Annotated in this window: 11 protein-coding genes and 1 pseudogene; 4 read left to right on the plus strand and 8 right to left on the minus strand. The window is 59.2% G+C overall.

Going from position 1 to position 12,210, the window contains the following annotated elements:
* Nucleotides 1-78 precede the first annotated feature (78 nt).
* Entirely contained in the window at nt 79-1,284 is a 1,206-nt protein-coding gene (gene pcaF / locus ACPYOP_RS02135) for a 3-oxoadipyl-CoA thiolase (protein WP_481408739.1), read from the plus strand.
* Between the two features lie 369 nt (nt 1,285-1,653).
* A pseudogene (locus ACPYOP_RS02140) lies at nt 1,654-2,058 on the plus strand (cation:proton antiporter domain-containing protein); the annotation flags it as partial.
* Nucleotides 2,059-2,265: 207 nt separating this feature from the next.
* On the opposite strand, the gene ACPYOP_RS02145 reads toward ACPYOP_RS02140, so the two are convergent.
* Together ACPYOP_RS02145 and ACPYOP_RS02150 are read right to left on the minus strand one after the other, a co-directional pair.
* Nucleotides 2,266-2,670, minus strand: a complete 405-nt coding sequence (locus ACPYOP_RS02145) for an ester cyclase (RefSeq protein ID WP_481408860.1) — start codon at nt 2,668-2,670, stop codon at nt 2,266-2,268.
* Between the two features lie 43 nt (nt 2,671-2,713).
* Nucleotides 2,714-4,654 (minus strand): putative bifunctional diguanylate cyclase/phosphodiesterase, encoded by a 1,941-nt coding sequence (locus ACPYOP_RS02150; RefSeq protein ID WP_481408740.1) that lies wholly within the window; start codon nt 4,652-4,654, stop codon nt 2,714-2,716.
* Between the two features lie 256 nt (nt 4,655-4,910).
* On the opposite strand from ACPYOP_RS02150, the gene ACPYOP_RS02155 reads away from it, so the two are divergent.
* Nucleotides 4,911-5,942: a class I SAM-dependent methyltransferase gene (locus tag ACPYOP_RS02155; protein ID WP_481408741.1), complete on the plus strand. Its 1,032-nt coding sequence runs from the start codon at nt 4,911-4,913 to the stop codon at nt 5,940-5,942.
* 22 nt (nt 5,943-5,964) lie between these two features.
* On the opposite strand, the gene ACPYOP_RS02160 is transcribed toward ACPYOP_RS02155, so the two are convergent.
* From ACPYOP_RS02160 to ACPYOP_RS02185, 6 genes are all read right to left on the minus strand, one after another.
* A complete protein-coding gene (locus tag ACPYOP_RS02160; RefSeq protein WP_481408742.1) occupies nt 5,965-6,585 on the minus strand; it encodes a DedA family protein in 621 nt (206 codons plus the stop codon).
* Entirely contained in the window at nt 6,582-7,172 is a 591-nt protein-coding gene (locus ACPYOP_RS02165) for a class I SAM-dependent methyltransferase (protein ID WP_481408743.1), read from the minus strand. Before ACPYOP_RS02165 ends, ACPYOP_RS02160 begins: the two co-directional genes overlap by 4 nt.
* A 90-nt stretch (nt 7,173-7,262) precedes the next feature.
* Nucleotides 7,263-8,621 (minus strand): sensor histidine kinase, encoded by a 1,359-nt coding sequence (locus ACPYOP_RS02170; protein ID WP_481408744.1) that lies wholly within the window; start codon nt 8,619-8,621, stop codon nt 7,263-7,265.
* Nucleotides 8,618-9,292 (minus strand): response regulator transcription factor, encoded by a 675-nt coding sequence (locus tag ACPYOP_RS02175; protein WP_481408745.1) that lies wholly within the window; start codon nt 9,290-9,292, stop codon nt 8,618-8,620. Before ACPYOP_RS02175 ends, ACPYOP_RS02170 begins: the two co-directional genes overlap by 4 nt.
* Before the next feature lie 352 nt (nt 9,293-9,644).
* Nucleotides 9,645-9,887 (minus strand): YjiS-like domain-containing protein, encoded by a 243-nt coding sequence (locus ACPYOP_RS02180; protein WP_481408746.1) that lies wholly within the window; start codon nt 9,885-9,887, stop codon nt 9,645-9,647.
* 456 nt (nt 9,888-10,343) lie between these two features.
* A complete protein-coding gene (locus tag ACPYOP_RS02185) occupies nt 10,344-11,903 on the minus strand; it encodes a B12-binding domain-containing radical SAM protein (protein WP_481408747.1) in 1,560 nt (519 codons plus the stop codon).
* Between ACPYOP_RS02185 and ACPYOP_RS02190 the strand changes: the two genes are divergently transcribed.
* A complete protein-coding gene (locus ACPYOP_RS02190; RefSeq protein WP_481408748.1) occupies nt 11,903-12,184 on the plus strand; it encodes a hypothetical protein in 282 nt (93 codons plus the stop codon). The genes ACPYOP_RS02185 and ACPYOP_RS02190 overlap by 1 nt on opposite strands.
* The last annotated feature ends 26 nt before the right edge of the window (nt 12,185-12,210 follow it).

Genomic DNA, 12,210 nt, shown 5'->3' on the forward strand with positions numbered 1-12,210 from the left:
TTCAGACTCGCGCGCGATGCTTTAAGCTTATAATATTTCGCAAGCCGCTTTTGCGCAACATGCCGTTGGGAGAAGACCATGACCGAAGCCTTCATCTGTGACTATATCCGCACCCCGATCGGCCGTTTCGGCGGATCGCTTTCATCCGTCCGCGCCGATGATCTCGGCGCCGTGCCGCTGAAGGCGCTGATCGAGCGCAACGGCTCGGTCGATTGGGAAGCCATCGACGACGTGATCTATGGATGCGCCAACCAGGCGGGCGAGGACAATCGCAACGTCGCGCGCATGGCAAGCCTGCTGGCCGGCCTGCCGATTTCGGTGCCCGGCACGACGATCAACCGGCTTTGCGGCTCGGGCATGGATGCCGTCATCGCGGCTGCCCGCGCCATCCGCGCCGGCGAGGCTGATTTGATGATCGCCGGCGGCGTTGAGAGCATGTCGCGCGCGCCCTTCGTCATTCCCAAGGCCGAAAGCGCCTTTTCGCGCAACGCCGAAATCTACGACACGACCATCGGCTGGCGTTTCATCAATCCTGTCATGAAGAAGCAGTATGGCGTCGACTCCATGCCGGAGACCGGCGAGAACGTCGCGGAAGATTACAAGGTCAGCCGCGAGGATCAGGACGCCTTTGCCATTCGCTCGCAGGCAAAGGCTGCGGCGGCACAGGAGAACGGCCGGCTTGCCAAAGAGATCACGCCGGTGACGATCCCTCAGCGCAAGGGCGATCCGGTTGTCGTCGGCAAGGACGAGCATCCGCGCGCCACGACGATGGAAGCGCTCGCCAAGCTCGGCACGCCCTTCAAGAAGGAAGACGGCACGGTAACGGCCGGTAACGCCTCCGGCGTTAACGACGGCTCTGCCGCGCTCATCATCGCCTCGGAGGCGGCAGCGAGGAAATACGGCCTCACGCCGATCGCCCGCATTCTCGGCGGTGCCGCCGCCGGTGTCGCCCCCCGCATTATGGGCATCGGCCCGGTTCCCGCCTCGCGCAAGCTGATGGCCCGGCTCGGCATGCGCCAGGAACAGTTCGACGTCATCGAACTCAACGAAGCCTTCGCCTCGCAGGGGCTGGCCGTGCTGCGCGAACTCGGCATTGCCGATGATGACGCCCGCGTCAACCGCAATGGCGGCGCCATCGCGCTTGGCCATCCGCTTGGCATGTCCGGCGCCCGCATCACCGGCACCGCCGCACTGGAGCTGAAGGAAACCGGCGGCCGCTATTCGCTCTCGACCATGTGCATCGGCGTCGGCCAGGGAATTGCCGTCGCGCTGGAACGCGTCTGATTTTCCAATCAGTTTTGGTCCGTCCCTCCAAAGGCGGCGGACCGGCCTATCGCTCCCGATGCCGGGCGAGTCAAGACGGCAATTGCCGATGCCATCTGGAACGGCAAAGGCTCTAGCGCGTTTTCCTGCTGCTCAGTGGGATCGATCCTTGCCGCTACGCCAGAAATTCTCGAAATTACTTCCTTCAGGCGCACTTACCTTCCTATTGCCCTCATCCTGTCGCTATCGATCGCGCAAATCGCCTTCGCAGCCGAAGGGCAAAAGGCCAGCCACGCCTCCGAAGGGCTGTTTCTAGTGCAGATCGTTCTGCTTGTCGTGTCGGGCAGGTTGCTCGCCGAATGGATGGTGCGCATCGGCCAGCCGTCGATCATGGGCCAGATCATCGCCGGCATCATTCTTGGTCCCTCCCTTTTCGGCCTGGTGTTTCCGCATGTGCAGGCAAGCCTCTTTCCACCGGACCCAGGCCAGAAAAATATGACCGATGCGATCGGTCAGCTCGGCATCCTCTTCCTTCTGCTGCTGGCTGGCATGGAAACCGATCTCGGCCCGGCAAAGCGCCTGCGCAAATCGGCGGCCGGTGTCTCGCTGACGGACATCCTCATTCCGTTCGTTGCCGGCTTTTCGCTTGGCGAGCTCATTCCCGACGCCTTGCTTCCCGATCCCGAAAAACGGCTGGTCACATCTCTCTTTCTGGGTACGGCGCTTTCCATCTCCTCCGTGAAGATCGTCGCCTCCGTGGTACGCGAGATGGACTTCATGCGCCGGAATATCGGCCAGCTGATCGTCGCCTCCGCCATCATCGACGATACGATCGGCTGGGTGATCATCGCCATCACCTTCGGGCAGCCTCTCCTACGGCGGCGTCGCGGATACACTCCTGCAGACCGCCGACAGGTCATGCATTTTCATCGAAGCCGATCTGGCAAGCGCCCCGATCGTCACGAACTAGGAAAAGCCGATTCCGTGCTAACCTTTTTCCGTTCAGGCAACTGCGCCCGGGCCGGACAGCTGAGCTGCAATGGCAGCCTTGTCGATGATAGACCAGACGCTCCGGATTCGGCCGTCCAGAAACACGTAGAAAACGTTTTCCGAAAACTGAACCCTCCTGCCGTTCACCGGCATGCCGAACAGCGCCCCCTTTGGTGTGCAATCGAACTGGAGGCGGCTGGCGACATGCGGCGGCTCGCAAATCAGCAGGCGGATGTCGAAATGAAGGTCGGGAATTGCCAGGAAATCGCCCTCGAGCATATTGCGATAGCCGGACAATCCGACATGGGCGCCGTTGTAGTGAACGTCCTCATCGACAAACCCGCCAAGGCTCGGCCAGTCCTGCCGGTTCAGGCAGGCGATATAGTTTCGGTAGATCTCAGAGAGGTTGACGCTCATCGCGTTGCTGCCTTTGCGGTGACGCCGAGACCGGCACAGGCGCTCAGGCCGATGCCTGCCAGCGCCGACGTCCCGCATGCCTGACCGCAATCGGATGCTTGAGCGGCGGCGCGGGCCGGCCGATATGGTATCCTTGAACGGCATCGATGCCAAAGGATTTGACAAGATCGAGCTGTTCTTCGTTCTCGACACCTTCGACAAGAATGCGATGCCCGCGATTGCGCACCAGGCCGATGATATCTTCAAGAAGGATCTTGGCACCGTCGCTGTTTGCCGCGTCATGAAGAAACGATTTGTCGATCTTCACGGTTTCGAATTCCATCAGGCGAAGCCAGGATAGGCCGGCGAAGCCCGTGCCGAAATCGTCCAGCCAGAATTTGATGCCGAGCCTCTTGAGATCCTGAACGCTGTCGAGCACGTCGGGGCGTATTTCCATGTCGACACCCTCGGTGATCTCGAACGCAAGCCTATGCCCGGAAACGCCGGTTTCGGCGAGGATGGCAGCCACCTGTGCCGCAAAGCCGGGAGCCCGCAATTGGATCGGAGAAACGTTGACGCTGACCGTTTCAACGACGTCGCGGGACAGCAGCTCGCAGCACGCACGCCTGATCGCCCAGTAACCCAATTCGATGATGGCTCCCGTTCGCTCCGCTATCGGAATAAAGATCGCAGGCGAAGAACTCGAGCCATCGAGCAATTGCAGACGCATCAGGGCCTCGTAGGCGCCTATTTCTCCCGTCTCGAGATACTGGATCGGCTGATAGACCAGAGAGACGAGGTTCTGCTGGATGGCGATCTTCAATATGGCCGCGATAGTCTCGCTCGCATCCCCGCCCGGAAGCTCGTTCGGATCGAATATTCTGGCGCAGTTGCGCCCGCTCGCCTTTGCGGAATAAAGGGCGCGGTCGGCTTCGTTGATGACGTTTTCCAGCTTCGTGCCAGCCGTGTCCCTCGTGACGGTCGCCCCGACGCTGACGGTGACATGCCGGGAGCCGTCGAGCCGCTGGGCATGAACGATATCGAGCGCCTCGATCCCCTGGCAAATGGCTTCCGCCAGCGCCAGCGCGTCCGATCCGTGCTCCAGATCGAGTATGACGATGAACTCTTCGCCGCCGTATCGTCCGACGGTCGCACCCAGGGGGGCCACAATATCAGACAGGGCATTGGCGACGGTGATGAGGCAATGGTCGCCTTCCTGATGCCCGTAATAGTCATTGTACTTTTTGAAGAAATCGACATCGACCAACAGGACCGCAAATGCCACGCCATCCTCGCGCCAGCGCTCCCAGAACTGCTTCAGCCTTATATCGGCCGCCCGCCGGTTTTCCATTCCGGTAAGAGGATCCGTAATGGACAGGCGCAGAAGCGCCTCCCCGCGTTCCGTCGCCTGGCGCTGCTGCAGTTCGGCCTCTCTGGCATTGAGGAAGACGTTGAAACGCTCCTTGTTCAATTTCCAGTTCACATAGGAAGTGAAAACGAAACAGCAGAGATAAAAGGTCGTAAAGGCCAGGCAATAGGCCGGGCTATAGTGAAACTCGGCAAGCGACAGCAGAAAGATGGCGAAGATCAGCCCCGATGACGCGACGGCCAGAGCGAATTCGAGACTGAAGAACAGGTTGACGCCCATCATGAAAATGGCGCCGAAGGCAGCATAATAGGAAAAGGCCTCGGCATTGACGGTCTGCAGCGTCGGCACCAGCCACACGACATATCCGAAGACCACGGCTCCCGCGCATGTCGTCTCAAGCTCTCCCGCGCGACGCTGGCGCGCAAACTGGATCTCCAGAATAAGGAGCGAGACGCCGCCGATGAAAAAACGCGCCGGGATCGTCACATGAGAGACGTCGGGAGTGAATATCAGGTCGGTCACCAGGAAAAGAAGATAGACCGGCACAGCAAGCCACAGGCCACTGCGAGCCAGGGTACGACGCGCCTCGTTGCCGTAGTCCTTGTAGAGCGCACGAAGCTCGCCTGGATTGCTCATCAAGCGAGCCTCCCTCCAGCCAAGACCGCTTTCTCCCGACAATCGACGCATACTCATCATCACCCAAGTTAGCCGAGACTTCATGTCCACCACGTTACCTTTGCGTCGCTCGACTGAATAAATCACTCGGTTCACCAAGGCGGCTAATTTGATCCGTTTGATAACGACAGCGTTGCCGCAGTGACATTAACAAAACCATAGCGCTCATTTTTTATCTGAGATATGGTTTGCGGAGTGTTCACGGACTCGTTTAAAATTGAAACAATTTCAAACTGCTCTTGATGGCTATAGCCTCGTTACCGCGCAATCCATCTCGGAACATGCGAGATCATCGGGTAACAATCTTACAACCGAACAAATTAAAGAGGGCGAAGCCGAACTCGCCCTTATTCTCTCATTGACACAGCAGGCATTTGAAGCGAGCGCGCCGGTTCAAGGCATCATGAAAGCCTTGACGGAGCGCCTGCAGGTTTTGAAGAACAAGGTGACGCCCCTCACTTGGACGCATCTTGCCTCCATTGCGCAGACGCATCCTGTTTCATCCTTCCTGCTTCAGGACCCTCTGACCCGATGGTCCTTCGAAAAGCCGCGCGGTTATAGCGGCGACGCCTATCTGCTGGACTTCATTTACGAACATCCATCTGTTGCAGCACAGGTGGAGGAAGCCTCGGCGCTCGGCGCCGAAGTTTACGATTTCACCAGGCAAGCTGCGTCCGCCGTTGCCGTGCGGGAGAGGCGTGATCTTCTGGCATCGCATGTCGATGCGGTGGCCGAGAAGAACGACAAGGCCGAAATCCTGGCGATTGCGGCCGGCCACCTTCGTGAAGCGGAGCGTTCCCAGGCTCTGCAAAGCGGCAGGCTCAAGCGCTGGATCGCGCTCGATCAGGATCCCGTCAGTGTCGGGACCGTGAGTTCGGCCTTCCATGGCAGCTGCATCGAAGCGATCAACGGCTCCGTCCGCACCATCCTGGGGCGCGCGCAGAAGCTTGGTACGTTCGATTTCATCTATGCGGCCGGTCTTTACGACTATCTTGCCGAAAGCGTCGCCGTTCGGTTGACGGAGCGCTGCCTGCAGATGCTAAAGCCAGGCGGCAAGTTCCTTCTCGCGAATTTCGCAAAGGATATCGGCGTCGAAGGCTACATGGAAACCTTCATGAACTGGCCGTTGATCTGGCGAACGGACGAGGACGTGCAGTCGATCATCGACAAGGTCAAGCACCCGGTCACGGATGTTTCGCTCACGCGCGGTGAAAACGGCGGCGTCATCTACGCGGTCCTGACCGTGTAGGCCGCGAAAGCAATGCAATCGGCTAAGCCGCGTTGCGGCTTGGCCGGCAAAGACGGAATAAAACAAAGAGCAGAAGATAGACCAGGATGAGGGCTGCAAAAGCGGCGGATGTCGCTGTATCCTGCGCGAAGACCTGCTTGCGCAGCATATAGCCCGACGCCAGAAACGGCCCATTCCAAACAGCCGCACCAAGGAATGTCGCGATAGCAAAGCCAGGTACTGGTATGGCAAGCACACCTGCAGGAAACGCCATATAGGCCCTGATCACCGGAATGAGCTGACCGACAAACGCCACCCATATCCGATGGCGACGGCAATGGTTCTTCAGCCGCCAGTACCACTCGTCTTTGATATCCAGACGCCCGCCCATCTTCATTACGAAGGCATCTCCACGTGCAGGCCCCAACCATCGACCCATTCCATACCAGACCAACGAGCCTGCCGTCGAACCGATAGCCGTAATGGCAATTGCAGCGGGCAGATCGCCCGAACTGGTAATGCTCAACATGCCAAGCATGATGAACATGCCGATGGAGGGTATGATCGGTAGAAGTTTCTCGATCGTCGAACACAGCGCAAGACCAAGCAATCCCCATGAGGCCAGATGCGGCACGATGCCCAATAGATCGGATGGATCGCTCATCTGCCGGCAGCCGAATAATAAAGAGGCTTGCGCCGGACGATCTTGTAGACCCTGGCGGGCGGGAAGTTGCGCAGCACTTGGCCATGCAGCGTTGCCTTGAAACCGAACCGGTCGAGCAGCCGAGACGGCACGGGACAGCGAAGGCCATAGGTGAACTGGTAGAGTGCACCGCCTTCGCGCAGCCTCGCTAGGACACCGGTCAGAATGGCCATGGCTGTCTTCGGCGACATGTTCAGCAACGGCAGACCGCTGATCGCAGAGCCGAACAGCACATCCTCCGGCAAGTCTTGAGCACCCAGCCGGGCTGCATCGGCGCAGACAACCCTGGCGGCGGGGAACCGCCGCCGAAGCATGCCGGCGAAATTATCGGCATACTCCACCAGCGTCAGATCCCTTTCGCAGACGCCGCGCGCAAGCAGGGCTTCCGTGAAGACCCCCGTTCCGGGACCAAGCTCGAGAACGGGTCCGGCTGAAGGATCGACTTCGCTGGTGATAAGTTTGGCCAGTATCGTGCCGGAAGGAGCTATCGCACCCACCATTCGTGGATTGGTCAGCAGAGTTCGCAGAAATAGCGACGTGTTCGACATGTGTTTCCGCCTATGAAAGATTCGCCTGCGCGGCAGGCCTTTCCTAGGTGGAACCGATTGCGAGAACATTGCACCGGAAGGTAGGCGACATCACCCATCTACGGAAGGGAAGCTCAGCCGGAAAGCCGCCCCGCCAGTCGGTCCCTCCAGGACCACAACCCGTCCGCCGTGAAGTCTGGCAATTTCCTGGACGAGGTTGAGCCCAAGACCGAACCCCTTGCCGTGTCCCTGGAGGCGATAGAACGGCTCGAAGATGCGGTTTCGCTCCTCCGCGGGAATGCCGCGGCCTTCGTCGGCGACCGTAATGCCGGTCGCACGAGCGACATGGACCGTTATCCGGCCGCCGCGGCCGCCATGCTGGATCGCATTCTGCACGAGGTTGGCAACGGCTCGCTCAAGCGCGGCGCGATCGCCGAGAATTTCAACCACATCCTCATCCTTGCTGAAACATGGCTCGTAGTTGGCGGCAATGGCGAGCGGCGCCAGCTCGGAAACCACATGCTGCGCGACGTCGACGAGATTGATCACCGCCGGCTCGAAACGGTGATTGAGACGCTGAAGATCGAGGAATTGTTCTGCCAAGGTCGCAAGGCGTACCGTATCCTCGAAGATCCGCTCCTTCAGCGGGCCGGGTGGCAACCCATCAAGACGCGTCTGCAGGATCGCGACAGGGGTCCGCCATTCATGGGCAAGATGGGCGAAAAGGCGTTTCTGTCGCTCATAGCCTTCATCCAACCGGCCGAGTGCATCGTTGACGGCTTCGACAAGCGGCAGGATCTCTCGCGGAACATCGTCCACCGGCAGCCGCGTGCCCTGACGATTGATGTCGATCTGCCCGGCGCGGGCAACGGCTGAATCGAGCGAGGAAAAGGCGCGACGGACGACCAACGGCGCTGCGAGGAACGTCGCGATCGCCGTTACGATGAGAAGCGGCAGGAGGGCGCTGAAGAATACGATACCGACGGCCGTGACGATACGAACGGTCGATACGCTGCCGTCTACACCCGTGAGCACCTGCACCTCGCCCGCCGGAGATCCTACCCATTGCAGCCGTGCGGCAGGCACGGTGCTTCCGCCGAGATTGCTGCCGAAACGGGCCTGCCCGATGCCGTCGAGCGAACCGCCGATATTCGTATAGGCCGGCGGAACGCTGCCATTGGCTACTATGGCACCGCCGCGATCCCGCACGACGAACCAGAGCCCCGGCAAATCGGTGCGTCGTGCCGCGAGCGCCGGCGTCTCCTTCACCATTAGCGTACCGTCTTGATCCCGGGCGATCGACTGCGCGATGGCATCGATGGTTTCGTCTTCCGGCTGAAGGGAGATGAAGCTGCCGGTCATCCAGAGGGCAGCAATGATGAGGACCGCAAGAACAGTCAGAAAAATCGCCTGCAGGATGGACAGGCGCGAAACGAGGCGCCATCGCAAGGAAGGCTGGCTGGCGCTCATGACGTCTTTCTCATGAGATAGCCTATGCCGCGAACCGGATGAATTTCCAGACCGGATTCCAGGGAAGCAAGCTTGCGGCGCAAGCGGGAGACATGTGCATCCAGCGTGTTGGACTGGATATCGTCCGCAAAGCCATAAACGGCCTCCTCCAGTGCATGGCGCGACACGGTGCGCCCGATGCGGCGCGCAAGCGCTTCGAAGACGAGCAGTTCCCGACGTGGCAGTTCACACCGCTCGCCATCGATCAGCACATCATGGCAGCCGAAATCATAAGATAGCCTGCCGAAGCTCACCACTTCACTTCGCACATCACCGGGACGGCGCATGATGGCACGCAATCGCGCCAGCAGCTCTTCCACGGCAAAAGGTTTGACGAGGTAGTCGTCGGCGCCGGTATCGAGACCACCGATGCGGTCTTCGAGTTCGCCGCGCGCCGTCAGCACGATCACTGGCGTCCCGACCCCGGCCGCCCGCAACCTCGGAACGATCGATAGGCCATCTCCGTCCGGAACCTGGCGGTCGAGAAGGATGACATCATAGGGGAGATTTCTCGCGGCTTCCTCGGCATCGGCCAGCAGCGATACATGATCGACGACGGCGTCGCGAGCTTGCAAGGCGGCACTCAGCGCCGATGCCATTTCCGGCTCGTCCTCAAGCAACAAAATCCGCAATGGCCACCTCTCTCATCGGACAACTGTATTGTATTAGGCGGATTGCGAGAACATTGCGGCGACAATCTTGTGTGTCAGCGTTACGGCTGCAGAGACCGCACTCCGTCTGCCGTCGGGCAGAGCGATGTGGTCAACGATCATCGTCCGCGCCACGGCAGGGGAGAACATCTGTCGCTCTCGCCTGCACTAATGGCGGCGAAACCATTTTATTGGTAACCGGCGGCGCACAGAACCATTCAGGTCTGCGCCGCCGATCATGCTTTTATACCCCGGATGCTGTCGGCCAAGGGTCTTTCCGAGCCGGTATCGATCGGCGGAATAGGATGCATCTCTCGTGCCCATCCGTTCCGACCTAACCGAAGCGGCGCAGATGCAACGCCAAGGGATTGAGAGGGCTCGGAGTGTCCTCCCGTTCCGGCAGACCAATGTCACGAAGCTGATGATTCGAGAGTTCCGATACCCGCGCGCGCGTTTGCCGCTGCCTCCAGATGACGAGCAGCAGAGCGCGTGCGGTCCTCCAAACACCGAATTTTTGGCACAGTTCATCGACCGTTGCCGTCAAACTTTCAGCAACTAAAAATTGTGAATGCGTCATTGTCCTTCCTGGCGCAATTACGCAGCCAGGTCCTCTTGAAGCTTGACCGGCTTCAGGAGCAAGCGCGCAAAACAAGCGCGGATTCATTCCCTCGGCAAGTCATAGTGTGATTATTGGAAAAGTGCCTAAACGGCCGTAGATAAAGCTTTTATCAGCTTTAAATAAATGCTCGTCGCGTGTTTGGCATGGTGCATACCAATCCAGTAACGAGCATTCCGCCGGAGACGTATGTAAACATTTGTGTATGATGCATGTCACGCCTCCTCTGTCTGATTTGCGGATGAGCATATAATACGCGAGATCAAGGGATCGGCAACCCCACAATTTCGAATTGCAGCAATCCCGGGTGTGGTGTTGCGTGGATGCAACAGCATATTCCAGCGCGTAGCACCGGGGACACGGGAGAATAGGTTAGCAAAGACTTTCGTTTGCAACGAAGCTCTTCGCCAAGGGCCGCTAGAACGAATTGACGATGCCGCCGCCGGTGCGCATCTGCTGGACCATGATATGCGCATGGTAGTGCATGGCGCACTTGATCGCGTAGATTTGCAGGACGATCGGGGAGCGGCGATGCCGCAAGAGGTTGAGAAGCCGCCGGCGATAGACGGCGCGCAGATCCGCCTCCTTCACGAGGCGCATCAAGCGAACGAAAATACCAGCCGCCTCCAGCACCCATGTTGCATTGAGAGCCAGCAAACGCAAGGGATGGCGACGAAGATGGCGTAAGCGGGTGCTTTCCGGTTCGATGCGGGCATCGATATAGAGCGCATCCAGCCGGTCGAAATAGGCTGCCGGCTGATGCAGATCGCTCAAGACGGAAAGATATCCATCGCGCAGTGTTTCCCGCGAAAGATTAAGGGGAATGACGTTGGTGCCGAAGGCGGGCGGATCATCGTGATCGAGGCGGCCTTCCTCGGCGAGACGCGTATAGAGCGGCGTCTTCGGGATCGCCGCCAGCATGCCGATCATGGCATTGACGATGCGCGCATCCCTGATGAAGACGCGTTGCGCATCGAAGATGGTCGCATCGTCGCTGTCGAAGCCGAGGATCATACCGCACCAGACCTCCATGCCAGTCTGCTGGATCGCGTGGATCTTTTCCAGCATCGTGCCGCCCTTGCGCAGGTTCTGCAGCTTCTTGGTTTCGCGCAGCGCCGCCTCGTTCGGCGTCTCGATGCCGATGAAGACGACGCGGATATTGGCGTCGACCATCAGCTGCATCAGCTCCGCATCGTCAGCCAGATCGATCGACGCCTCCGTCAGAAACGTCATCGGATAGTGATGTCTCTCCTGCCAGGCGACGACATCGCGCAAGACCTCCTTGATCGCCTTCTTGTTGCCGATCAGATTGTCGTCGACGATGAAAGCCGTATCCATTCCCGCGGCCAGCAAGGCCTCCATCTCGGCGATGACCTGCACGCTGGCCTTGATGCGCGGCTTGCGGCCGAAAACCACGATGATATCGCAGAAATCGCAGGTGAAGGGACAGCCGCGCGAGAACTGGATGCTGCCGACCGCATATTCGTCCATCTTCAGGAGATCGAAGCGCGGCACCGGCACCTTGCTCATATCCGTCTTGTCGGACTGCTCGTAGCGCCGCGCATGATTGCCTTGCTGCCATTCATTCAGGAATTTCGGCCAGGTTTCTTCCGCCTCGCCGATGAAGGAGACATCCACAAGATTGCCGAAATAGTCCTCCTTAACCGTAACCCAAGGTCCGCCGACGACGGTAAAGCAATTGCGTCGTTTGAGCTCGGTCAGGATCTCCGTCATCCGGAAGCGCTGGACGATCATGCCTGTCAGCGCAACGATATCGGCTCTCTCGCAGAGATCGTAGTCTATCGGTTCGATATTCTCGTCCACGAGGGTAATGCTGTGCTCCGCAGGCGTTAGCGCCGCAAGCAGCGGCAGACAGGCGACCGGAAGATTGGCTTTCACATCGAACAGCGGCAGCGCGTGTTCCATGCCCCAGTAGGAGGTTTCGAAGCGCGGATTGATGATGACGATATGAGCCATTGAATATGCCGCTCCATGACTTTGCAGATCTGGTTCGGTATTGCGCTAAGCTTCTATCTCGTTCCGCCTGCGCCCACCCTTCGGCGGCGAAACTTGGCATCGAGAAGGCCGTCTTAGCAGCCATATATGAGCTCAGCATTAAATTTCGCCCGGCCTGTGAGCGGAAGGCCGAACTCGTGCGTATTCCCGATGCCGCCGAAGCACCGGAAAATTTTTCCGACGGCGATGTCGAAATCGACGGAAGGCGATCGTCTTTATTGCAGGCGCGTTGCGTGAGATGAATTCCCTGGTCTTCCCCGCGCTGATC

The sequence above is a fragment of the Rhizobium sp. KNZ2-6A genome (assembly GCF_056755475.1).